At 75.2% G+C, this 22,416-nt stretch carries 18 protein-coding genes and 1 pseudogene; 4 read left to right on the forward strand and 15 right to left on the reverse strand.

What is annotated here, in order from left to right:
• Nucleotides 1-90: 90 nt before the first annotated feature.
• The 6 genes from D7294_RS11120 to D7294_RS11145 all read right to left on the reverse strand — a co-directional run bounded on the left by D7294_RS11120 (nucleotide 91) and on the right by D7294_RS11145 (nucleotide 7,185).
• Nucleotides 91-1,674, reverse strand: coding sequence for a DUF7059 domain-containing protein (locus D7294_RS11120; RefSeq protein WP_120678283.1), 1,584 nt, complete (start codon nucleotides 1,672-1,674; stop codon nucleotides 91-93).
• A gap of 156 nt (nucleotides 1,675-1,830) precedes the next feature.
• Nucleotides 1,831-2,550, reverse strand: coding sequence for a small secreted protein (locus D7294_RS11125; RefSeq protein ID WP_194117739.1), 720 nt, complete (start codon nucleotides 2,548-2,550; stop codon nucleotides 1,831-1,833).
• 245 nt (nucleotides 2,551-2,795) lie between these two features.
• The gene (locus D7294_RS11130) at nucleotides 2,796-3,440 is read right to left on the reverse strand and encodes an HAD-IA family hydrolase (protein WP_241562274.1); all 645 of its coding nucleotides are present in this window, start codon (nucleotides 3,438-3,440) and stop codon (nucleotides 2,796-2,798) included.
• Nucleotides 3,441-3,805: 365 nt separating this feature from the next.
• Nucleotides 3,806-6,151 carry a sodium-translocating pyrophosphatase gene (locus tag D7294_RS11135; protein ID WP_120678285.1) on the reverse strand — a complete coding sequence of 782 codons (2,346 nt, stop codon included), beginning with the start codon at nucleotides 6,149-6,151 and terminating at the stop codon, nucleotides 3,806-3,808.
• A 169-nt stretch (nucleotides 6,152-6,320) separates the two neighbouring features.
• A complete protein-coding gene (locus D7294_RS11140; RefSeq protein WP_120678287.1) occupies nucleotides 6,321-6,740 on the reverse strand; it encodes an ATP-binding protein in 420 nt (139 codons plus the stop codon).
• 103 nt (nucleotides 6,741-6,843) lie between these two features.
• Nucleotides 6,844-7,185 (reverse strand): STAS domain-containing protein, encoded by a 342-nt coding sequence (locus D7294_RS11145; protein WP_052847650.1) that lies wholly within the window; start codon nucleotides 7,183-7,185, stop codon nucleotides 6,844-6,846.
• Nucleotides 7,186-7,229: 44 nt separating this feature from the next.
• Here D7294_RS11145 and D7294_RS11150 point away from each other — a divergent pair, with 44 nt between their 5' ends.
• On the forward strand, nucleotides 7,230-9,695 hold the full coding sequence (locus D7294_RS11150; protein ID WP_120678289.1) for a DEAD/DEAH box helicase: 2,466 nt from the start codon (nucleotides 7,230-7,232) through the stop codon (nucleotides 9,693-9,695).
• A gap of 225 nt (nucleotides 9,696-9,920) precedes the next feature.
• Here D7294_RS11150 and D7294_RS11155 read toward each other — a convergent pair.
• The 7 genes and pseudogenes from D7294_RS11155 to ssd form a co-directional block, all read right to left on the reverse strand.
• Nucleotides 9,921-10,205 (reverse strand): annotated as a pseudogene (locus tag D7294_RS11155) (Rv3654c family TadE-like protein); the annotation flags it as partial.
• Nucleotides 10,192-10,560 (reverse strand): TadE family type IV pilus minor pilin, encoded by a 369-nt coding sequence (locus tag D7294_RS11160; RefSeq protein WP_120678290.1) that lies wholly within the window; start codon nucleotides 10,558-10,560, stop codon nucleotides 10,192-10,194. The gene D7294_RS11160 and the pseudogene D7294_RS11155, both read right to left, overlap by 14 nt.
• Nucleotides 10,514-10,708, reverse strand: a complete 195-nt coding sequence (locus D7294_RS11165; RefSeq protein WP_120678292.1) for a DUF4244 domain-containing protein — start codon at nucleotides 10,706-10,708, stop codon at nucleotides 10,514-10,516. The genes D7294_RS11160 and D7294_RS11165 overlap by 47 nt, the downstream gene beginning before the upstream one ends.
• Before the next feature lie 301 nt (nucleotides 10,709-11,009).
• On the reverse strand, nucleotides 11,010-11,669 hold the full coding sequence (locus D7294_RS11170; protein ID WP_241562275.1) for a type II secretion system F family protein: 660 nt from the start codon (nucleotides 11,667-11,669) through the stop codon (nucleotides 11,010-11,012).
• Nucleotides 11,666-12,523 carry a type II secretion system F family protein gene (locus D7294_RS11175; RefSeq protein WP_120678296.1) on the reverse strand — a complete coding sequence of 286 codons (858 nt, stop codon included), beginning with the start codon at nucleotides 12,521-12,523 and terminating at the stop codon, nucleotides 11,666-11,668. Before D7294_RS11175 ends, D7294_RS11170 begins: the two co-directional genes overlap by 4 nt.
• Nucleotides 12,520-13,716 carry a TadA family conjugal transfer-associated ATPase gene (locus D7294_RS11180; protein WP_120678298.1) on the reverse strand — a complete coding sequence of 399 codons (1,197 nt, stop codon included), beginning with the start codon at nucleotides 13,714-13,716 and terminating at the stop codon, nucleotides 12,520-12,522. The genes D7294_RS11175 and D7294_RS11180 overlap by 4 nt, the downstream gene beginning before the upstream one ends.
• The gene (gene ssd, locus D7294_RS11185) at nucleotides 13,713-14,906 is read right to left on the reverse strand and encodes a septum site-determining protein Ssd (protein WP_422070683.1); all 1,194 of its coding nucleotides are present in this window, start codon (nucleotides 14,904-14,906) and stop codon (nucleotides 13,713-13,715) included. Before ssd ends, D7294_RS11180 begins: the two co-directional genes overlap by 4 nt.
• Nucleotides 14,907-15,467: 561 nt before the next feature.
• On the opposite strand from ssd, the gene D7294_RS11190 reads away from it, so the two are divergent.
• Entirely contained in the window at nucleotides 15,468-16,337 is an 870-nt protein-coding gene (locus D7294_RS11190; RefSeq protein ID WP_120678300.1) for an HAD family hydrolase, read from the forward strand.
• Between the two features lie 10 nt (nucleotides 16,338-16,347).
• On the opposite strand, the gene D7294_RS11195 is transcribed toward D7294_RS11190, so the two are convergent.
• Nucleotides 16,348-17,292 (reverse strand): Fic family protein, encoded by a 945-nt coding sequence (locus D7294_RS11195; protein ID WP_120678302.1) that lies wholly within the window; start codon nucleotides 17,290-17,292, stop codon nucleotides 16,348-16,350.
• A 137-nt stretch (nucleotides 17,293-17,429) separates the two neighbouring features.
• On the opposite strand from D7294_RS11195, the gene D7294_RS11200 reads away from it, so the two are divergent.
• A complete protein-coding gene (locus tag D7294_RS11200; RefSeq protein WP_120678304.1) occupies nucleotides 17,430-18,455 on the forward strand; it encodes an ATP-binding protein in 1,026 nt (341 codons plus the stop codon).
• Nucleotides 18,456-18,458: 3 nt separating this feature from the next.
• On the opposite strand, the gene D7294_RS11205 is transcribed toward D7294_RS11200, so the two are convergent.
• Nucleotides 18,459-19,742, reverse strand: a complete 1,284-nt coding sequence (locus D7294_RS11205) for a polysaccharide deacetylase family protein (protein ID WP_120678306.1) — start codon at nucleotides 19,740-19,742, stop codon at nucleotides 18,459-18,461.
• Between the two features lie 544 nt (nucleotides 19,743-20,286).
• Between D7294_RS11205 and acs the strand changes: the two genes are divergently transcribed.
• Nucleotides 20,287-22,248 carry an acetate--CoA ligase gene (gene acs / locus D7294_RS11210; RefSeq protein WP_120678308.1) on the forward strand — a complete coding sequence of 654 codons (1,962 nt, stop codon included), beginning with the start codon at nucleotides 20,287-20,289 and terminating at the stop codon, nucleotides 22,246-22,248.
• Nucleotides 22,249-22,416 lie beyond the last annotated feature (168 nt).

Below are 22,416 nucleotides of genomic sequence, written 5' to 3' on the forward strand. Positions count from 1 at the left end.
CTCCCTGTTCCCGCCGCCCGGCGGCACCCGAGCATTTGTCCGTGAGCAGTCACCCACGGTGCGGGCCCACGGCAGGGGCCCGGCGCCCGCTCAGCCGGCCGGCAGCAGAAAACCCTGCTCGACCAGGGGACGCAGCCACTCCGGCGCCCGGTCACGCAGCGTGGCCGGCTCCTCGCCGAGAAGCTGCGCGATGGCGTCCACGATCGCGCCCGCCGGGAGTGTCCCGTCACAGCTGCCCGCCAGTCCGGCGCCCACCGTGTCCATGGCGCGGGCGCGCATCATGCCGTGCCGCTGCCGCAGCACCACCGCCTGCGGGTCCTCGGCCCCCGGCTCGCCCACCTGCTCCTGCACCACCCCCTCGGCGAGCAGGAACCGGCCGGCCAGCAGCTCGGCCCCGGAACGTCCCCGCAGGTAGTCCTGGCGCCGGAAGTGCGCCAGGACGGTGTCGCCGAGCGGCTGCTCCACGGCGTGCGGCCAGTCCTCCACGACGAGGGAGGACTCGGCGTGGCCGGTCCTGCGCAGCGTGATCCAGCCCAGGCCGACGGCCTCGGTGCGGCGGGCCGCGAACTCGTCCAGCCAGGCCGCGTACGCCGCCCGGTACGCGCCCGGCTCGCCGCGGTGGGCGCCCGCATCCCGCAGCCACAACTCGGTGTACTCCGTGACGTCCTGCACCTCACGCTGCACGATCCAGGCGTCGCAGCCGGCGGGCACCCAGGCGGCGACGCGCTCGCGCCAGTCCTCGCCCGCGACGTGCTGCCAGTTGGCGAGCAGCTGGCAGAAGCCGCCGGGGGCCAGGTGGGAGACGGAGCGCTGGACCAGCGTGCGGCACAGGGCGTCGCCGCCGAGGCCGCCCTCGCGGTAGGTGAGCCGCTCCGCCGCCCCGCCCGGCGCCGTGGGGGAGATCACGAAGGGCGGGTTGGAGACGATCAGGTCGAACGCGCCGGGCCCCGGCACCTCCGCAGGCCGGTGCGCGCCCGGCTCCCCTGCGCCGGGGGCGGGCCGCTCCAGCGGCTCGTAGAGGGAGCCCTGCCTGAGGTCGGCGGCGGGCGCCCCGGACAGCGCGAGGGTGAGCGCGGCGACGCGCAGCGCGCGGGGATTGACGTCGGTGGCGGTCACCCGCTCGGCGTGCTGGGCGGCGTACAGGGCCTGCACGCCGCAGCCGGTGCCCAGGTCGAGGGCGCGGCCCACCGGGCGGCGCACGGTGAGCTGCGCCAGCGTGGTGGAGGCGCCGCCGACGCCGAGCACCACGTCGGCCTCCCGGCCCTCGGCCCCGGCGGGGCCGCCGACGGCGCAGCCCAGGTCGGCGACGATCCACCAGTTCCGGCCGCCCTCCCCGGCGTAGGGGCGCACGTCGACGGTGGCGCGCACCTGTGCGCCCCCCTCCGCCGGCCGCACCCAGCCGTCGGCGAGGGCGGCCTCCAGGGGCAGGGCGGCGCGCGCCGCGGCCAGGGGAACGGGCTCCTGCAGCAGGAAGAGGCGGGTGAGGGTGGCGAGCGGCCCGGTCTCGCCGCGGACCGCGCGCAACGCCGGCACGGCCTCGCCGCGGGCGAGGGCGGCGTAGGCGGGGGCGCCGAGCAGGTCGAGGAGCCCGTCGGGCGTGAAGGAGGCGGCGAGCAGCGCCTCCCTGAGGCGGGCGGTGGCGGGGCCGGGAGCGGGAAGACCGGGAAGGTTCACCCGCTCATTCTCGCGGCCACCCGGCCCTGCTTCGGCGGCCGCCCGGCCGCGGCTGCCGGCGGCCCGCCTGGTTCCCCGTTGCCGTGGCCGCCCGGGGGGTTGGCCGCGGTTGCCCGGGCCGCCCGGATGGGTTCGGCCACCGCGTTCCGCGCCGGTTCAGCCGCCGAGTTCCGCGCCGCCGTCCTCCTGGGCCGGGTCGGCGCTCTCGCCGCCGTCGGCCTGCTCGCCGCCGTCGGCCTGCTCGCCCCCGTCGGCCTCGCCGCCTTCCGACTCGCCGCCTTCCGACTCGCCGCTTCCGCCGGCCGCGGCGTCCCCGGCCTCCTCGCCCGGGGAGGCGGAGGAGCTCTGGCAGCCCTGCTGGCGGGCCATCGCCTCGCCGAGGTCGCCGCCCTGGAGCTCGTTCAGCGCCTCGTCGCCGCTCTGCCCGAGCCCTTCGAGCCGGCCCGCGACCTCCTGCAGGCCCTCGGCGAAGTGCGCGTGGTCCGAGGTGTCGAGCGCGCCGACGTTTTCTGTGAGCTCGGCGTAGGAGTCGGAGATGTCGCGCAGTTCGGTGACCGCGTCCTCGCGCAGCTGGGCGCCGTCGTCGACGGGCGGGTCCCCGGCCTGGTCGACGGCGTCGGCGAGGGAGGCGTACGCCTCGGACATGTCCTGGAACGCCGCGGCGTCGGCCTCCTGGACCTCGGCCGGGGAGCGGTCGTCGCTGCTCGCCTCGGCAATCGCGGCGTTGGCGGCCTGGATCTTCTCGACCTGGGGCCGCACCTGATCGCAGATGTTCTTGGCCCACTCGTTGGTCTTCTCGTCGCTGTCGCCGCAGGCGGACAGCGTGAGAACGAGCGTCGCGCACCCGGAGAGCGCCACCGCGAGCTTCTTCTTCACCGTTTCCCGTCCCTTCGTGCCGCTAGGCCGCGTCGACCTAGGGCGGGAACTTACACGCCGCGAGTCCCTCGTCAGAGTGAAGCCGAGGCGACAGACGCCTGGAATGCCGGGAATTGCCACCGTTTGCACCACCGGAAAAGGGGCCCGAATGTGGCCGGGGAAACGTCGTGTCGACACGCCGACCCACCCCCCGGCCCGCCCCGGCCCGGCGCCCCGGACCGGCGCGGCCCGGGCGGGGTGGCGGCTCAGTCCCGGCCGGACGGCGCTCGCGGGGCAGGGACGAGGGGGCCGAGCGCCCGGCGCAGTTGCCCGGCGCGTCGGTAGTGCAGGCCGGTCATGCCCAGGGCCACGGCCGCCGCCACGTTCTCCGCGGTGTCGTCGACGAACAGGCAGCGCGCCGGCGGGGCCCCGGCGCGCTCCGCCGCGATGTGGTAGACGCGCGGGTCCGGCTTGGCCGCGCCGATCCGGGAGGTGTTGACCACGTGGTCGGCGACGTCGGACAGGCCGAGGGCGGCCAGGTCGGCCTCCAGGCGGGTGGTGGCGTTGGACACCAGCACCACCGGCACCCGGCGGCGGACGGCGAGCAGCAGCCCCCGCACCTCCTCGTCCACGCGGGCCGCCTGCCTGCCCCACTCCGCGACGAGTTCGGCGGCCCTGTCGGCGGAACCGCAGGCCCCGGCGAGCGAGGCGGCGATCGCCACCCGCCACTCCTCGTCGGTCATCGCTCCGGTGACGGCGGCGAGGGCCGACTCGCCGTGGAAGGCGGTCGCGAACAGGGTGCCGGGCGGCAGGCCGTACTTCCGGTCGAGGCCGGTCATCCCGTCCGGGTCCCACAGGCGCAGTACGCCGTCGATGTCGCACAGCAGGGCGTCGCAGGGCAAGGCGCTCACGGGCACTCATGCTAGGAACCCCGCGCCTTCGCGGTAACCCCGCGCGCAGCCACGCGAGAGGCACCCGGCGCCCGCGCCCGCGCGCCCGCCCACCCGCACCCACCGCGGCCCGCACCCCGGCGCGAGCACAGACGCGAGCGCCGAGCGGGCCGGGGCCGGCCGGGGGCGCGGGGCGCGGACGCGCGGGTGCGGGCCCGGACGCTTGTGCCGGTGTGCCGGTGTGCGGGTGCGGTGCGGAACGAGCGGGTGCGGAACGGGCGGGTGCCCGGCGTGCAGGTCCGGGACACAGGTACGCGATACGGGTCCGGGACACAGGTACGCGATACCGGTGCGGGATGCGGTGCCGTGGGACGGCCGGGGTCTGCTCAGGGCGTGACCGCCGGGGAGTCCGCCGCGCGGCCGGCCCCGGCGGCCGGCTCCGCCTCGTCCACGGCGATGCCGCGCCGCTTCGAGGCGTAGACCGCGCCGACGATCACCAGCACGGCGATCACCGCGATCAGCGCGCGCAGCGGCGCGCTGGCGTCCTCGCCGTAGGTGAGGGTGATCACGGCGGGGGCGATCAGCAGGGCCACCAGGTTCATCACCTTCAGCAGCGGGTTGATCGCCGGGCCCGCGGTGTCCTTGAAGGGGTCGCCCACGGTGTCGCCGATCACCGTGGCCGCGTGCGCCTCGCTGCCCTTGCCGCCGTGATGGCCGTCCTCGACCAGCTTCTTGGCGTTGTCCCAGGCGCCGCCCGAGTTGGCGAGCAGGACGGCCATCAGGACGCCGGTGCCGATCGCGCCGGCCAGGTAGGAGCCGAGGGCGCCGATGCCGAGGCTGAAGCCGACGGCGATCGGGGCCATGACGGCGAGCAGTCCCGGCGTCGCGAGCTCGCGCAGCGAGTCCCTGGTGCAGATGTCGACGACCTTGCCGTACTCGGGCTGCTCGCTGAAGTCCATGATCCCCGGGTGCTCGCGGAACTGCCTGCGGACCTCGTACACCACGGAACCCGCCGACCGGGAGACCGCGTTGATCGCGAGGCCGGCGAAGAGGAAGACGACCGCGGAGCCGATGACGAGACCGACGAGGTTGTTGGGCTGCGAGATGTCCAGGCTGAGCCCGGGGCCGCCCACCGCCTGTGGCCCCACGTCGGCGACCGCGTCGGCGATGGCGTCGCGGTAGGAGCCGAACAGGGCCGCGGCGGCCAGCACCGCGGTGGCGATGGCGATGCCCTTGGTGACCGCCTTCGTCGTGTTGCCGACGGCGTCCAGGTCGGTGAGCACCCGGGCGCCCTCGCCCTCGACGTCGCCGGACATCTCGGCGATGCCCTGGGCGTTGTCGGCGACCGGGCCGAAGGTGTCCATCGCGACGATCACGCCGACCGTGGTGAGCAGGCCGGTGCCGGCCAGCGCCACGGCGAACAGGGCCAGCATGATCGTCGACCCCGCCAGCATGAACGCGGCGTACACGCTGAGCCCCACCAGGAGCGCCGTGTAGACGGCGGACTCAAGGCCGACGGAGAACCCGGCGAGCACCACGGTGGCCGGGCCCGTCCGCGAGGTCTTGCCGATGTCCCGCACCGGCCGCCGGCCCGGCTCGGTGAAGTAGCCGGTGAGCTGCTGGATGAGGGCGGCGAGCACGATGCCGATGGCGACGGCCGCCAGCGCGAACAGCCGCGGGTCGGCGTCGTGCGCGGCGATCTCGGCGTCCTCGACGCCATCGAGTTCGGCGAAGCTGCCGGGAAGGTAGAGGAAGGCGACGGCCGCGACCAGCACCAGGGAGATTCCGGCGGACAGGAAGAACCCCCGGTTGATGGCCGTCATGCTGCTGCGGTCGCCGCGGCGGGGGGAGACCAGGAAGATCCCGGCCATGGCGGTGAGCACGCCGATGGCGGGGACGAGCAGCGGGAAGGCGAGGCCCGAGTCGCCGAAGGCCACGGTGCCCAGGATCAGGGCCGCGACGAGGGTGACCGCGTAGGACTCGAACAGGTCGGCGGCCATGCCGGCGCAGTCGCCCACGTTGTCGCCGACGTTGTCCGCGATGGTCGCGGCGTTGCGCGGGTCGTCCTCCGGGATGCCCTGCTCGACCTTGCCGACGAGGTCGGCGCCCACGTCGGCGGCCTTGGTGAAGATGCCGCCGCCGACCCGCATGAACATCGCGATCAGCGCGGCGCCGAGGCCGAAGCCCTCCAGGACCTTGGGCGCGTCGGCCGCGTAGACCAGCACGACGCAGGCGGCGCCGAGCAGGCCGAGGCCCACGGTGCACATGCCGACCACGCCGCCGGTGCGGAAGGCGGTGCGCATCGCCTGTTCGCGGCCCGCCTCACGGGCCGCGGCAGCCACACGGACATTACTTCTCACCGCGAGCCACATTCCGAGATATCCGGTCGCCGCGGAAAAGGCCGCGCCGATCACGAAAAAGATCGAACGGCCGATGCGCTGTCCCCAGTCATCAGCCGGTAACAGCAGAAGCAGAAATACCACCACCGCGGCGAACATGCTGAGGGTGCGCAGTTGCCTGGCGAGGTACGCGTTGGCGCCCTCCTGTACCGCGGCGGCGATCTTCTTCATGCCCGCCGTGCCTTCGTCGGCCGCGAGAACCTGTCTCACCAGCACGAACGCGAGGGCTATCGCGGCCAGGGCAACCACCGCGACGAGCAGGACAAGGCCCCGGTCGCCACCGGTGAGTTCGGCGGTCCCGGCTGCCTGCGTGACGTCTGGATGTGCTGCCATTCGTCCTCCTTGACGCTCGGGCGCGGTCCGAAACGGACATACGTGGCCGGAGTGTAGGCAGGCAAACGACATCCAAGAAGGGGCCGGGAAAGGGGAATTATTCGCCCCGGAACCCGACGATCTTTCGCGCGCATATCAGCGCGAAGATCCAGAAAAGAAATTCTCCTGATCAGGACAGGGAAGCGGTGGCCGTCGGCCAGCTCATCCTGATCTTTCCGCCGTACGCGTCGGAGATCACCTCGACGTCGTCGACGAGGCCGCTGATGACGGCGAGCCCCAGCTCGTCGGTCTCCTCGGCGGCCTCGGCCGCCGACTGGTCCCTGGGGGCGGGAACGCCGCTGGGCGCGTCGTCGCCCACCTCGATGGAGAACGACTTCTCGCCCTCGGTGAGCATGACCCGCACGGGAGAGGTCAGGCCGTGCACGGCGTGCAGGCCGACGGCCCTGCTGCACGCTTCCCCGACCGCGAGTCTCAGCTCGTCGAGCACCGACTCGTGCACCCCGGCGCGCCTGGCCACCGCCGCGGCCACCAGCCGCGCGGTGCGGACGTGCTCGGGGGAAGCGCTGAAGCGCAGTTCCACCGTGGCCATGCCATCCCCCTAGATCGTGCGAACACGCCGCCCCGGCATGGAGCCCGGGGCGGTCCCACATGATGGTCCCAGCTGACGCCTCGCCCGGGCGCCCGCAGGCGCCTCAGTCGGTGGCCGCGATGGCCTCGTCCACGGACTCGTGGATGGGGAACACCTTGGTCAGGCCCGTGATCCGGAAAATCTTGAGAATCCGCTCCTGGTTGCACACCAGACGCAGCGAACCCTCCTGGGCGCGGACCCGCTTCAGGCCGCCGACCAGCACACCCAGCCCGGTGGAGTCGAGGAAGTCAACGCGCTCCATGTCCACCACGAGGTGGTGGTTTCCGTCGTTGACCAGCTCCACCAGCTGTTCGCGCAACTTGGGCGCGGTGTAAACGTCAATCTCGCCGCCTACCTCGACGACTGTGCGGTCGCCGACGGTTCGGGTCGACAGGGACAGGTCCACGGACTCCTCCAGCACCTTGCTATCGAGCGGTCGCCCCCCATGGAATGGCAGCCGCCAGGGCATTCAACCACTTACCGCCTGCCCAGGACGACGTCTTACAGCCATTGTCCGTCGGACCAGTGACAGACTCGACGCCGATGTCCTACGAACCGGAAGCCCGTCACCGCCCGCCGCCGCAGGCCGTGCTCGAACGCCTGTCCAGCCATCGGGACCGGACGGCACGTGTCACTCACACGGAGCACGTGCCCGCGCGGCCCGGCAGGCATGCCGAATGGCCGGAGGGCATATCCGGCGACGTCCTGGCCGCGATCCGGGCCGCCGGCATCGAACGGCCGTGGGCGCACCAGGCCCGCGCGATCGGCCACGCGCTGCGCGGCGAGTCGGTGGTGATCTCGACCGGCACCGCCTCGGGCAAGTCGCTCGCCTATCAGGTCCCGGTGCTCACGGCGCTCGCCGGGGGGCACCGCGACACGGCCAGGCCGGGCCCCCGCCCGGCGACCGCGGTGTACCTGGCGCCGACCAAGGCGCTCGCGGCCGACCAGCTGCGCGCCGTGCGCCGGCTGGCCGCCCCGCTCGGCACCGCCGTCCGCCCGGTCGCCTACGACGGGGACACGCCGCCCGAGGAACGCGCCTGGGCCCGCGAGCACGCCAACCTGCTGCTGACCAACCCGGACATGCTGCACCGCTCCCTCCTCCCCGGGCACCGGCGGTGGTCCGCCTTCCTGCGCGCGCTGCGCTACGTGGTCGTCGACGAGTGCCACGTCTACCGCGGGGTTTTCGGCTCGCACGTGGCCCAGGTGCTGCGCCGCCTGCGCCGCGTCTGCGCCCACTACGGCGCCGACCCGGTCTTCCTGCTGGCCTCGGCGACCACGGCGGAGCCCGGCCTTGCGGCCGGACGGCTGACCGGGCTGCCCGTCGCCGAGGTCACCGAGGACGCCTCGCCACGCGGCGAACTCGTCTTCGCGCTGTGGGAGCCGCCGCTGACCGAGGCGCGCGGCGAGCGCGGTGCCCCGGTCCGCAGGACCGCGACCGCGGAGACCGCCGAGTTGCTGACCGACCTCACCGCCCAGGGAGTGCGCACGCTGGCCTTCGTCAGGTCCCGGCGGGGCGCCGAGCTGATCGCGCTGATCGCCCAGGAGCGCCTGGCGGAGGCCGACCGCGCGCTGGCGGGGCGGGTGGCGGCCTATCGCGGCGGCTATCTCCCCGAGGAGCGCCGCGCCCTGGAACGGGCCCTGCACGGCGGCGAGCTGCTCGGGCTCGCCGCCACCACCGCGCTGGAACTCGGCGTGGACATCGCCGGCCTGGACGCCGTGCTCCTCGCCGGCTATCCGGGCACCAGGGCCTCGCTGTGGCAGCAGGCCGGGCGCGCCGGGCGGCAGCGGCAGGGGGCGCTGGCGGTCCTGGTGGCCAGGGACGACCCGCTCGACACCTATCTGGTGCACCATCCCGAGGCGCTGTTCCGCAGGCCGGTGGAGAGCACGGTGCTCGACCCGGGGAACCCCTACGTGCTGGCCCCCCACCTGTGCGCCGCGGCCGCCGAACTCCCCCTCACCGAGGCCGACTTCGCCAAGGAAGCGGGGCTCTTCGAACCGGCGGCGGCCGGGCTGCCGGCCAAGCTGGCCGACAGGTCCCTGCTGCGCCGCAGGGGCACGGCCTGGTACTGGACGCGCCGGGAGCGCCCCGCGGACCTGGTGAACCTCAGGGGCGGCGGAGGCGAGCCGGTACGGGTGGTCGAGGCGGCCACCGGCCGGCTGCTTGGCACCGTGGACGCCGCCGCCGCGCACGGCACCGTGCACGAGGGCGCGGTGCACCTGCACCAGGGCCGCAGCTACGTCGTCCGGACCCTCGACCTCGCCGAGGCGGTCGCCCTCGTCGAGCAGGACGACCCGCCGTGGTCCACCTCGGCCCGCGAGGTCACCGAGCTGTCCGTGCTCGAAACCGACACCGAGGTGCCCTGGGGGGACGCCCGGCTGTGCTTCGGCTCGGTGGAGGTCACCCACCAGGTCGTCTCGTATCTGCGCCGCCGGCTGCTCACCGGCGAGGTCCTCGGCGAGACCCGCCTGGACCTGCCGCCGCGCACGCTGCGCACCAGGGCGGTGTGGTGGACGGTGACCGAGGACCAGCTGGACGCCGCCAGGATCGCCCCCGAGATCCTGCCGGGCGCCCTGCACGCGGCGGAACACGCGGCCATCGGCATGCTGCCGCTGTTCGCCACCTGCGACCGGTGGGACATCGGCGGGGTCTCCACGGCCCTGCACCCGGACACCCTGCTGCCCACCGTCTTCGTCCACGACGGGCACCCGGGCGGCGCGGGCTTCGCCGAACGCGCCTTCCACACCGCGCGGCAGTGGCTGGCCGCGACCAGGGACGCGATCGCCGCCTGCGAGTGCGAGGGCGGCTGCCCGTCCTGCATCCAGTCCCCCAAGTGCGGCAACGGCAACGACCCCCTGCACAAGCGCGGCGCGGTCCGCCTCCTCACCGAGCTGCTGCGCCCGCACGGCCCCGCCTGAGCCCCGGCCCACCGCCGTCGGCGCCCGCCCCCCTCGGGCCGCCCCCGGCGCGCCGCCCCTTTCCGCCGCCGCGCGCGTCTCCCCTTCCGCGCCGCTGCCTCTCCCGGCCGCGCCCGCGCCGCCCCGGGCCGGGGCGGCGTCAGGCCCGGGGGCAGGCTCCGCCGCCGGCCCGGCCCGTGCCCTGGCGTGCGCCCGGTAGGGGCCCGCGGCCGCCTCGGCCGTCAGGTCGGCGGTCTCTCCGCCCACCTGGCAGCGGACGACGCGGGCCCCCTGGGCCCTGGCGACCCGGTGGGCGAGGCCGCAGGCCGCCTCGGGCCCGGCCAGGGCCAGGTCGGCCGCGGCCAGGGCCGCCAGGTCGGCCGCCGCCGCGGCCCGCTGGCGCGCCGCCATCACCTGGCCGAGCGCGAGGACCACCCCGAAGACCAGGCAGAGCGCCACCGCACACAGGGCGGCGAACACGGTGGCCGAGCCCCGGTCTCCGCCGGGCGCCCTGCGCCTACCCCTCCGCATGGGCCACCGCCTCCCCGCCGAGCCGCAGGGCGAGCGGGCCTGGCCCCAGGGTGCGGGCCGTCACCCGCACCCGGTACAGCCCGCCCTCCCGCTCGACCCGCACCACGGCCCCGCCGGGCGCCGCCGAACGGGCCACGTCGGCGACGGCCGCCGCCTCCTCGCCGCGGGCCGCCGCCCGCGCCCCCGCCCTGGCGGCGTCCGAGCACCGCAGCTGCACGGTCACGGCGGCCAGGCCCCACAGCAGCATCCCGAGCAGCAGGACCAGCGCGGGCACGGCGAGCGCGGCCTCCGCGGTGACGTAGCCCCGGTCACGGCCGCGCGCTGAGCGCTCGCTCCAGCAGCCCCTGCAGCGCATCGGTCACCGCCCCCGAGGTGAGCACCTGGTAGAGCACGAGCCCGAAGGCGGAGGCGGCGATGGTGCCCACCGCGTACTCGGCGGTGCTCATGCCGGCGTCCCTCCGGGGCCCCGTCACCAGCCGCAGCCGGCGCCTGATCAGTCCCATGGCGTGTTCCTTCCTTGTCGGTTGCCGACGTCGACCGACGTGCGGTCGAAGCGGCGGATGAAAGCGAGCAGTTGACGTGGCGAATGAATCGGATGAATCGGATGAGTCGAAAGAAGGCGGACGAGGACGCGGGAAGCGACGGCGGGCGCCGGTGGACAGCGGGCGCGAAGGGCCGCCGGACGCGGGTGTGCCCGAGTAGGTGGCCGCTCGCCCGAGCCGCTGCCGGGCGGCGGACGCCCCGGGGAGGCCGGCGCCCGGGCCGGAGGCGGGGGCGGGCGCCCGGGGCGGGTGGGAGGCCGGGTCACAGCAGCCGCCAGGCCAGGCCGAGCACGACGGGCGCCACCCCGATCAGCAGGAAGGCGGGCAGGAAGCACAGCCCGAGGGGGCCGGCCACCTGGACGGCCGCGCGCCTGGCGCCGACCTGGGCCGCCCGCCTGCGGCGGGCCCTGGCCTGCGCGGCCTCGGCGGCCACCGCCCGCACCATCGGGGCGCCGCTGGTCTCGGCCAGCTCCAGGCGCCGCGCCAGCCCTCCGGCCCCGGGGTACCGCCCGAATCTCCCCCAGACCTCGGAGGGATCGCCGCCGAGCCTGAGCTCGGCCGCGGCTCTCCGCAGGCTTTCCCCGAGCGGCCCGCCGAGCGAGGCGCCCACCGCCCCGGCCGCCGCGCCCGGGGCGGCCCCCGCCGCCAGGCAGGCGGCCAGCAACTCGGTCGCCAGCGGCAGGCGGTGATCCGCCGTGGGCCGGCCGCGGCGCCGCAACGGGGTCGGAATCAGGCGCGCGGGCACCGGCCGCTCCCCGCGCAACGCGGCCAGCCTGCCGAGGAGCCGGCGTCTGGCGCTCAGCCGGCACACCCCGGCCAGCGCGAGGAGGGCAAGCAGCGTGGCGGAGAGCGCCGCACCGGACTCGGCACCCGCCGCGCCCGCCACCACCGCGGGCCAGGCGGCCGCGGACGCGCCGCTCACGACCCGGCCCGTTCCGCCGCGCGGACGATCGCCGCGACCCAGGCCAGCCCGGCCCATTCCAGCGCGGTCCCCAGCAGCAGGCAGCACAGGCCCAGGGGCGTGCCGAGCAGGATGCGCAGCGGCTCCACCCCCATCGCCGCGCCGAGCAGCAGCCCGAATACCGGCAGCGCCGCCAGCACCAGCGCGGTCGCCCGCGGCCCGGCCAGCTGGGCCCGCAGCTCCTCCTCCTGGTCCCGCTCGGCCCGCAGCGCCTCCGCGACCCGGTCGAGGCCCGAGGCGAACGAGGCGCCGCCGTCCACCGCGACCTCCCAGCAGGCCGCCACGCCGCGCAGCCCCTCCGCGCCCGGGCTGCTCGCCGCGGCGCACAGCGCCGCCGGGACGTCGCCGCCGTACCTGGCGGCGGCCAGCACCGCGGCGCCCTGCTCGCCGAGCCCGAGCCCGCCGGTGCCCACCGCGCTCAGCGCCTGACCGGGCGGCCGTCCCCCGCGCACCTCCCCCGCGAGCGAGCCGCAGAGGTCGAGCACGGCATCCCGCCTGCGGTCGGCCGCGCGCCGCTCACGCGCCCGGCGCCACCGGCGCACGGCGAGCGGGGCCAGCGCCGCTGCCGCCGCCACCGGCAGCACCGACCCGCCCCACAGGGCGAGCAGGCCGCCCACGGCCAGGCAGGCGAGCAGCACGCGCCGCTCCTCGTGGTCCCCCGGCCACCACGCCGCCCCGAACCGCGCCCGGCCGACCCGGCCGCAGCCCGCCGTCAGCAGCCGAACCCGGCGCCTCCCCCGCGGCCCCTCCGCCAGGGCCCACGCCCCGGCGCCGGCGCACAGGGCAGCCGTGAACTGCGCGAGCGCCCCGGTCACGGCTCGCCACCCCCGCCCTGCGCGCACAGGAACGCCAGCCGGTCCCAGCCGGGCTCGCGGCGGAAGCCGCTCGCCGTCCAGCGCGCGGCCGGGACCGTGCGCACCAGGCCGTCGGCGGCCCGGTCGAGGACGTGGACCTCGGCGATCCTGCGCCGTCCCGTGGCCCGGTCCCTGGCCAGGTGCAGCACGACGGACAAGGCGGAGGCCAACTGGCTGTGGAGGGCGGGGCGCGACAGGCCCGCGGCGCTGCCCAGCGCCTCCAGGCGCGCCGGAACATCGGCGGCCGCGTTGGCATGGAGCGTTCCACAGCCTTCGTGGCCGGTGTTGAGAGCGCCGAGCAGGTCGGTGACCTCGGGGCCGCGGCACTCGCCGATCACCAGCCGGTCCGGGCGCATCCGCAGCGCCTGGCGGACCAGGTCCCGCAGGATGACGCGGCCCGCGCCCTCCTGGTTGGCCGGCCTGGTCTCCAGCCGGACCACGTGCGGGTGGCTGGGCCGCAGCTCGGCCGAGTCCTCCACCAGCACGATCCGCTCGTCCTCGGGCACGAGCCCGAGGAGGGTGGCGAGCAGGGTGCTCTTGCCCGAGCCGGTGCCGCCCGTGACGAGGAAGGAGAGCCGGGCGGCGAGCACCGCGCGCAGCAGCCGCTCGCCCCCCGGCGGCACGGTCCCCGCCTCGGCGAGCTCGGCGAGGGTGAACGCCCGCGGCCGCACCACCCGCAGCGACAGGCAGGGAGAGCCGACCACCACCGGGGGCAGCACGGCGTGCATCCTGGTGCCGTCGGCCAGCCGGACGTCGGCCCAGGGCCGCGCGTCGTCCAGCCTGCGGCCCGCGGTCGCGGCCAGCCGCTGCGCGAGGCGGCGGATGGCCGCGGCGTCCGGGAAGCGCACCCCGGCTCGCTCCAGGCCGCGGCCGCGGTCCACCCAGACGTCGTCGGGGCCGTTCACCAGGACGTCCGTCACCTCGGGCTCGGCCAGCAGGGGCTGGAGCGCCCCGGCGCCCACCAGCTCCGAGCGCAGGGCGCGGACGACGGCGAGCACCGCGCTGTCCCCGAGCAGCCTGCCCTCGGCCCGCAGCGCGGCGGCCACCCGCCCCGGCGTGGGCTCCGCTCCCTCGGCGGCCAGCCGCAGCCGCACGCCCTCCAGGAGCTCCCGCAGCTCGTCGGGCTCGATCGGCCCGAAGCCGGCGGCGCTCACGCGGCGGCCCCCGCGGGCAGCGCGCGCTCGAGCAGCGCGGCGGAGAACCTGGCCAGCACCCCGCGGGGGCGGGAGCCGGGCGGCTCGCCTGCGCCCGCGGCCGCGGACAGGCCCGGCTCCTCAGGCAGCTCCCCGGCCAGGGGCAGGTCGAGCAGGCGGCTCAGCTCGGCCGCGGGAATGCCGTCGCCCGCCATGACCCGGGCGACCAGCCGCAGGTCCCGCACGAGCGGCCCGGCGGCGGCCACCACCCCGCGGGCCGCGGCCACCGCGCGCAGCTCGCCCGGCACCACGAGCAGGCCGAGATCCACCTGCCCCAGCGCCTCGTCGACGGCCTCGTCCCTCCTGCGTGGCAGATCGAGCACCACCACGCCGCCGCCGCGCCGCGCCGCGCCGAGCACGGAGCGCATCGCGTCCGCCGGGACCCGGGTCACGTCGGACCTGTCCCAGCTGAGCAGGCTCAGCCCGTGCGGCCGGGGCAGCGACTCGGCGAGCGCCGCGCAGGAGAGCCGGCCGCGCGCCGAGACGAAGGCGGGCCAGCGCGGCCCCGGCAGCCGCTCGCCGCCGAGCAGCAGGTCGAGGCCCCCGCCGAGCGGGTCGCCGTCGACGAGGGTGGTGCGCCTGCCCTGCCTGGCGGCGGTGACGGCGAGGGCGCAGGCGAGCGAGGAGGCTCCCGCGCCGCCCCGGCCGCCGAGGACGCCGAGGGTCAGGGCGGGCGGCCCCGGGCGCTCCACGGCGTCGGCGATGCGGTCGGCGAGCCAGGGCTCGTCCCCCGGCAGCCGGAGGACCTGCTCGGCGCCCAGCTCCAGGCCGCGGGCCCAGATCGCCGGGTCCTGCGGCCGGTGCCCGACCAGTAGCACCCCCGGGCGCCTGCCCGGCCAGCGGCTCGCCTGCGGCCTGGCCGCGGCGCGGTCCTCGCCGATCAGCACCAGGGGCGCCCGCTCCCAGCGGCCCGCGGTGGGCGGCTCGCCGTGCACGACCTCGGCGTCCGCCCCGGCGGCCGCGCACAGGCGCAGCAGGTCGTCGAGCAGCAACTCGTCCTCGGTGAGGATCAGGATGGCCTCGGCCGCCGCGCCGGCGCCCCCGGCCGTCCGCGCCGCCCGGGCGGCGCCCCTCGTCCTTGCGGCGCCCGCCGTCGCGCCGCCCGTCCCCGCCGCGGTCCTCCCCGCGGCCCTCGGCTCTGTGGTGTCCAACACTGCAACCCCTCTCCCCTCGGCGCCTCACTCACCGCGCTCGCCCGATCGCCGAGCGCGACGGAGGCATGTCCCCAGGGTGCGGCAACCGGCCATCCCGAGTGGATCTTGGTCGGAATCTGTGGACAACCCACCGCCTGTGGATAACTTCCTCACCCGTTCGACTGACCGGCGGCGTGTCGCCGCGCCGGCCCGGCGGCCCCCTCGGGGAGCGGAGCCGCCCGGATGGACGGCGGGCGCACCCCCGGGCCGAAGAGGCGCACGCCCGGGCTGAGGAGGCGTCACATGAACACGAAGGGTGACCGAGCGCGGGAGAAGTGCGGGGGTCCGGGGCGGCGTACGCCGGGGGCGCGGCGGGGAGGCGCAGGCGATCGGCGCGGCCCTGACATGGCCCCGGACATGCGACGACCCCCGCCGGGGGGGAGAGCGGGGGTCGTCATCCACGGCCGACTCGGGGGGGGAGGAGCCGGACCGGGTTAGCACGGTCGCGAACGATCCGTGACTTCCATGGTGTACCCGAGAGCCCTCTCAGGCAAACCCAACGCCCACAGGGTACGCCGAATGGCGGGACCGTATGCTCAGCAGGTGGAAACCCTGCCCCAGCCACGCGCCGCCGCGTTCTTCGACCTGGACAAGACGGTCATCGCGAAGTCGAGCACGTTCACCTTCAGCAGACACTTCTACCAGGGCGGACTCATCAACCGGCGCGCCGTCCTGCGCTCCGCCTACGCGCAGTTCGTCTACCTGCTCGGCGGGGCCGACCACGACCAGATGGAGCGGATGCGGGAGTACCTCTCCGCGCTCTGCCGCGGCTGGAATGTGCAGCAGGTCAAGGAGATCGTCGCGGAAACCTTGCACCAGGTGATCGACCCGATCATCTACGACGAGGCCGCCTCGCTGATCGAGGGGCACCACGCCGCGGGCCGCGACGTGGTGATCGTCAGCTCCTCGGGGGCGGAGATCGTCGAGCCCATCGGCAGGCTGCTCGGCGCCGACCGGGTGGTGGCCACGCGCATGGTCGTGAAGGAGGGCTGCTACACGGGCGAGGTCGAGTACTACGCCTACGGCCCGACCAAGGCGGAGGCGATCGCCGAGCTGGCCGAGTCGGAGGGCTACGACCTCAAGCGCTGCTACGCCTACAGCGACTCGGCCACCGACGTCCCGATGCTGGAGTCCGTCGGCCATCCGCACGCGGTCAACCCCGATCGGGCGCTGCGCCGCGAGGCCGTGGCGCGGGGCTGGCCGGTGCTGGCCTTCGAACGCCCGGTGCGGCTGCGGCAGCGGCTGCCCTCCCTGGCCCTGCCGCCGCGCCCGGCGCTCGCGGTGGGGGCCGCGGTCGCCGCCGCGGCCTGCGCGGCGGGCCTGGTCTGGTACGCGAGCAGGCGCTGGGGCGGGCGCGGCGGCCGGGCGGTCGGCGCGGCCGCCGCCTGACCGCCGCGGCTCAGGCGCCGCGCTGGAGGGCCTCGCAGACCGCCGTCGACTCCCGGGCGCCCAGTTCCACCGCCCGCGCGCAGTGCACGATCCACGCCCCCACGCCCTCCCGCGTGCCCTGGGCGTAGCCCGCGAGCGCCCGCAGGTAGGCCGTACGCCCCAGCTCGGCGTGCCCGACCTCGGCCGGGGCGACGGACTTGGGGTCGAGTCCCGCGCCGACCAGGACGATCCGCTCGGCGGCGCGTGCCACCAGCGCGTTGTGGCTGCGGAAGGGGCGCAGGGCGAGGAGTTCGCCGTGCACGATCGCGGCCGTCACCGGCGCGGGCGCCGCGGTGCCGGCGACGATCAGGCCGGTGAGCGCCTCCAGCCTGGCCGCGACCTCGGCGGCCCCGGGCTCCGGCGCGCCGAGCCCGGCGAGTTCCGCGAGCGCGGGCTCCGCCACCGGCTCCCCGGCCAGCCGGGGACGGCCCACGGCCTCCGCGCCGCCCGGCGCGCCCGAGCCCGGCGCGCCCCCGGCAAACGCACCGCGCGCCGGCGCGCCCCGGCCCGCCGAGGCGCCGGCCGCCACCAGGTGCAGCCTGGCGAGCGCCCGCGCCGGGGAGACCCGCCAGACGCCGAGCAGCCCGCCCGCCTCCGCGTTCAGCCGCAGCGCTGCGCCGACCGTTTCGCTCTCCTCGTCGGCGCCGAAGTCGCCGCGCCTGCGCACCTCTTCGAGGGCCCAGTCGGCGCCGGACAGGGCGGCCGAGGCGCGGGCGCCGCGCAGGGCCGCCTCGGCGGCGACCTCGGGCGCGCGCCGGCGCAGCACCCGGTGCCCGTAGACGCGGTCGACCGCCGCCCTGGCCGCGTCGACCGCCTCCCGCACGCCGGGGAGTTCGGTCAGCGGGGCGAGCGGGTCGCCGGCCGGGGAGCCCCCGCCCCCGGGGGCACGTGGCTCGCTGCGCGGGTCGGGGTTCATGGCCACGCAGCCTAGTTGCTGCGCTCGGGGCGGTTCACCGCGCAGGAAGGCCCGCAGGGGCGGGGCAAACCACACGTTCGAGTGGGCTTAGGCCGTTCGTGGCCACGGGTGCGGGGCGCGTGGTTACGCTGTTGAACATGAAGATCGCTTTCGTCGGCAAGGGAGGCAGCGGGAAGACGACGCTGTCCTCGCTGTTCATCCGGTATCTGGCCGCGCGGCGCATCCCGGTGACCGCGGTGGACGCCGACATCAACCAGCACCTGGGCGTGGCGCTCGGCCTCGCCGAGGAGGAGGCCGCGGCGCTGCCCGCGCTCGGCGCCAGACTGCCCGCGATCAAGCGCTATCTCCGGGGGGACAATCCGCGCATCCTCTCGCCCGAGAGCATGATCAAGACCACGCCGCCCGGGGCGGGTTCGCGCCTGCTGCGGCTCGGCGAGGGGAATCCGGTCTTCGGCGACTGCGGCCGCGAGGTGGCGCTCGAGGGCGGCACCGCGCGGCTCCTGGTCACCGGCGGCTTCGCCGAGGAGGACCTCGGGGTGGCCTGCTACCACTCGAAGACCGGCGCGGTCGAGCTCTGCCTCAACCACCTGGTGGACGGCCGGGACGAGTACGTCGTGGTGGACATGACGGCCGGGAGCGACTCGTTCGCCTCGGGGATGTTCACCCGCTTCGACATGACCTTCCTGGTGGCGGAGCCGACCAGGAAGGGCGTCTCCGTCTACCGCCAGTACAAGGAGTACGCCCGCGACTTCGGCATCGGCCTGCGCGTGGTGGGAAACAAGGTGCAGGGAGCCGAGGACGTGGAGTTCCTGCGCGCCGAGGCGGGGGAGGACCTGCTGACCACCTTCGGCGACTCGGACTGGGTGCGGGCCCTGGAGCGCGGCAGGCCGCGGCCGTGGGGTGAGCTCGGCGCCGCGGCCGGGCGGGCGCTCGGCACGCTGTACGAGGCGGCCGACGCCGCGTACGCCCGCCGCGACTGGGAGCGCTACACCCAGCAGATGGTGCACTTCCACCTGAGGAACGCGGCGAGTTGGGGCAACGAGCGCACCGGGGTCGACCTGGCGGCGCAGGTCGACCCGGCGTTCGTGCTCAGCGAGTCCGCGGGCGGCGCGGCGGGCGCCGGGGCGGAGCCTGACCGCGCCCCCTCGGCGCAGCCCGCCTGAGCCTCACGGCCTCACCGCCGGGAACTGCTCCCAGCCCCCGGCCGGCGCCTGCCCGACGTCCAGGCCGCGCAACTGCTCGAGCACGGCGGGGTCCTGGGCGTCCAGCCAGTCGACCAGCTGGTGGAAGGAGACGCACTCGACGCCCTCGCGCGGGCACAGCTCCTTGATGGCGTTCTCGACGGCGTTCATGTAAATCCCGCCGTTCCAGTCCTCGAAGTGATTGCCGACGATCAGCGGCGCCCGGTTTCCGTCGAAGGAACGCTGGAATGCCTGCATCAGCCCCTGGTACATCTCGTTCTCCCACTCCGGGTATTGGGCGGGGTCGCCGTCGCCGGGGCCGGACTGGTTGTACATGAAGTTGTAGTCCATGGACAGGGTCTCGTAGCTGTGGCCGGGCACCGGGATGGACTGGAGGGAGAGGTCCCAGACGCCGTTCTCCTGGCGGGGCCACACCTGCCGCGCGGTGCCGCTTGAGTCGTAGCGGAATCCGGCTTGGCTCGCCGCCTGCAGCAGGTTCTCCTGGCCTTCGAGGCAGGGCGCCCGGCCGCCGATGAGCTCGGTGTCGTAGTCGAACGGCAGCGGTTCGAGGTCGTCGAAGCCCGTCGTGGTGCGCCAGTGCTCGACCATCCACGTGGCCTGGTCGATCTCGCTCAGCCAGTCGTCGACGGACCAGCTGCCGACGCCGTTGTCCCCGCAGAAGTGGCCGTTGAAGTGGGTGCCGATCTCGTTGCCCTCCAGCCAGGCGCTGCGGACCTGTTCGAGGGTGGCCCTGATGTGGTCGTCGTTGAGGAAGGAGATGTCGGAGGCGCCGCGTTCGTGGCCGGGCGGCCGGTAGAGGTCGCGTTCGCTCTCCGGGAGGGTGTAGATGCCGGAGAGGAAGAACGTCATGTCCGCGTCGTACTGTTCGCCCAGTTCCCTGAAGTGGGAGAAGAGGTGGTTGCCGTCCTCGCCGGCGCCGTCCCAGGAGAAGACGATGAACTGCGGGGGCGCCTCGCCCGGGCGCAGCGCCTCGGGGACCGGCTGGTGGGGCTGGGGCCCCGAGTCGGCGGTCGAGCCGTCGCCGAGGAGCTGCGGCCCCGGGTTGTCCTGGCCGCCCTCCTCTGCTCCGTCTCCCCGACCGTGGGCCTCCCCCTCGTCCTGGCCACCCTGGGCGCCCTGCGCGCCGGCCCCCGCGCCGTCGCGATCGCCCGTGCCCGGGTTGTCCTTCGAGCCGCCGCAACCCGAGATCGCCAGGGCCAGCGCGGCCGCCACCGCCCCTCGTACCGCCAACCTCCTGTGTGTGACCATTTTCGGTCCTCTCGCCACTGATCAGGTGCCTGGATCTGCGTGCTCCGCACCGCACATGTTCCTGTCAGTATTAAGAGATGTTTGTATGACAAGCGGTTCCCGTGACGGTTCCCAGGGCGATTTACCTCGATCGGTGCAGCGCACCGGCGCGGCTAACCCCCCGAACAGAGCAGCCCTTTACCTGGGATTGCCCTTCGATTACCGGGAGTTGGGACAGAGAAGAGACGGCCCGCGTTTCGCCGCCCCACCCGGCTGACCCGGCCCGCCGCGGCGGCCACTTCCCCGCCCGGCATTCACCTCCGCCACCCCGTTCCGTTTCCCCATCTCCCCCGCGCCTCCACGATTCCGCGACATCCACCGGGCGCATACCCCCCCACATCCGCCCGCGCCGCCCGCACGCCTCCCGAGCCCGGGGGCGGCGGCACGGCCGGACCAGCGGCGGGCGTGATAGGTCTACACCAGCGCTCCCGCCGCCCTTGTCAAAGGGCAACCTGACTGATGGGGTGGGCCGTGGGACACAGCTGAACGCCGCAAGGGAGATGTCGTGAGTAAAGAGAGCCTGGCCAATCTCCTGACGGAGGAGCGGAGGTTCGCTCCGCCCGCCGAGGTGGCCGCAGACGCCAACATCACCGCCGCCGCCTACGAGGTCGCCGCCGAGGACCGGCTGGGTTTCTGGGCGGAGCAGGCCCGCCGCCTCAGCTGGGAGCAGGAGCCGACCGAGACCCTCGACTGGTCGAACCCGCCCTTCGCCAAGTGGTTCGCCGACGGCAGGCTGAACGTCGCCTACAACTGCGTGGACCGCCACGTCGAGGCCGGGCACGGCGACCGCGTGGCGCTGTACTTCGAGGGCGAGCCCGGCGACTCACGGGTCCTGACCTACGCCGACCTGCAGCGCGAGGTGTCCAAGGCGGCGAACGCCCTGACCGAGCTCGGCGTCGCCGCGGGCGACCGGGTGGCGATCTACCTGCCCATGATCCCCGAGGCCGTGATCGCGATGCTCGCCTGCGCGCGCATCGGCGCCCCCCACTCGCTGGTCTTCGGCGGCTTCTCCGCCGACGCCCTGGCCACCAGGATCGAGGACGCCGACGCCCGCCTGGTCATCACCGCGGACGGCGGCTTTCGCCGCGGGCAGCCCTCCGCGCTGAAGCCCGCCGTCGACGAGGCGCTGACCCGGCCGGGCGCCGCCCGGGTGCGCAGCGTGCTCGTGGTGCGCCGCACCGGCCAGGAGACGCCCTGGACCGAGGGCAGGGACGTGTGGTGGCACGAACTCGTCGACCGGCAGTCCGAGGAGCACACCCCGCAGGCGTTCGAGGCGGAGCACCCGCTGTTCATCCTCTACACCTCGGGCACCACCGGGAAGCCGAAGGGCATCCTGCACACCTCGGGCGGCTACCTCACCCAGACCTCGTTCACCCACCACGCGGTCTTCGACCTCAAGCCGGAGACCGACGTGTACTGGTGCACGGCCGACGTCGGCTGGGTCACCGGCCACTCCTACATCGTGTACGGCCCGCTCTCCAACGGCGCCACCCAGGTGCTGTACGAGGGGACGCCCAACACCCCGCACAACGGCCGGTGGTGGGAGATCGTGCAGAAGTACCACGTGACGATCCTGTACACCGCCCCGACCGCGATCCGCACCTGCATGAAGTGGGGGGACGACGTACCGGCCGGCTTCGACCTGTCCAGCCTGCGCATCCTCGGCTCGGTGGGCGAGCCGATCAACCCCGAGGCGTGGGTCTGGTACCGCAAGCACATCGGCGGCGACCGCACCCCGGTGGTCGACACCTGGTGGCAGACCGAGACCGGCGCCGTCATGATCAGCCCGCTGCCCGGCGTCACGGTGGCCAAGCCAGGCTCCGCGCAGGTGCCGCTGCCGGGCATCAGCGCCACGGTCGTGGACGACGAGGGCAGGCCGGTGGCCAACGGCTCGGGCGGCTACCTCACCCTCACCGAGCCCTGGCCCTCGATGCTGCGCACCATCTGGGGCGACGACCAGCGGTTCGTCGACACGTACTGGTCGAGGTTCCCCGGCCAGTACTTCGCCGGCGACGGCGCGAAGAAGGACGACGACGGCGACATCTGGCTGCTCGGCCGGGTGGACGACGTGATGCTGGTCTCCGGGCACAACATCTCGACCACCGAGGTGGAGTCGGCGCTCGTCTCCCACCCGAAGGTGGCCGAGGCCGCCGTGGTCGGGGCGACCGACCCGCAGACCACGCAGGCGATCTGCGCGTTCGTCATGCTGCGGGGCACGGCCGCCGAGGACGAGGGCCTGGCCGACGAGCTGCGCGCGCACGTGGCCAAGGAGCTCGGGCCGATCGCCAAGCCGAAGCGCATCCTCGCCGTGGACGAGCTGCCGAAGACCAGGTCGGGCAAGATCATGCGGCGGCTGCTGCGGGACGTCGCGGAGAACCGCGAGCTGGGCGACGTCACCACCCTCACCGACACCACCGTCATGGAGCTCATCCAGCGCAAGATGCCCAGCGCGCCGAGCGAGGACTGAGCCGGTAACGCGCGCGGGGGCACGCGCCCGCCCCGGCCGCGCCAGGGCGCGCGCCGCAGCGCGGGAAGGCGAGGACGGGGGACGAAATGCCAAGGGGCGCCCGGGTGATGACCGGGCGCCCCTTATAGCATTTGGGACATCACTCCCCAGGGCGACCGCGAGTGTCAA

Origin of the sequence: Streptomyces hoynatensis (genome assembly GCF_003626535.1) — a bacterium.
GTDB classification, from domain to species: domain Bacteria; phylum Actinomycetota; class Actinomycetes; order Streptomycetales; family Streptomycetaceae; genus Streptomyces; species Streptomyces hoynatensis.

Bases quoted from the DNA above. Each gene is read 5' to 3' on its own strand.
- D7294_RS11190 (WP_120678300.1), top strand. From the start codon at position 15,468: ATGGCGGGACCGTATGCTCAGCAGGTGGAAACCCTGCCCCAGCCACGC.
- D7294_RS11195 (WP_120678302.1), bottom strand. From the start codon at position 17,292: ATGAACCCCGACCCGCGCAGCGAGCCACGTGCCCCCGGGGGCGGGGGC.
- D7294_RS11205 (WP_120678306.1), bottom strand. From the start codon at position 19,742: ATGGTCACACACAGGAGGTTGGCGGTACGAGGGGCGGTGGCGGCCGCG.
- D7294_RS11160 (WP_120678290.1), bottom strand. From the start codon at position 10,560: ATGCGCTGCAGGGGCTGCTGGAGCGAGCGCTCAGCGCGCGGCCGTGAC.
- D7294_RS11165 (WP_120678292.1), bottom strand. From the start codon at position 10,708: ATGGGACTGATCAGGCGCCGGCTGCGGCTGGTGACGGGGCCCCGGAGG.
- D7294_RS11150 (WP_120678289.1), top strand. From the start codon at position 7,230: ATGGCAGCCGCCAGGGCATTCAACCACTTACCGCCTGCCCAGGACGAC.
- D7294_RS11200 (WP_120678304.1), top strand. From the start codon at position 17,430: ATGAAGATCGCTTTCGTCGGCAAGGGAGGCAGCGGGAAGACGACGCTG.
- D7294_RS11140 (WP_120678287.1), bottom strand. From the start codon at position 6,740: ATGGCCACGGTGGAACTGCGCTTCAGCGCTTCCCCCGAGCACGTCCGC.
- D7294_RS11135 (WP_120678285.1), bottom strand. From the start codon at position 6,151: ATGGCAGCACATCCAGACGTCACGCAGGCAGCCGGGACCGCCGAACTC.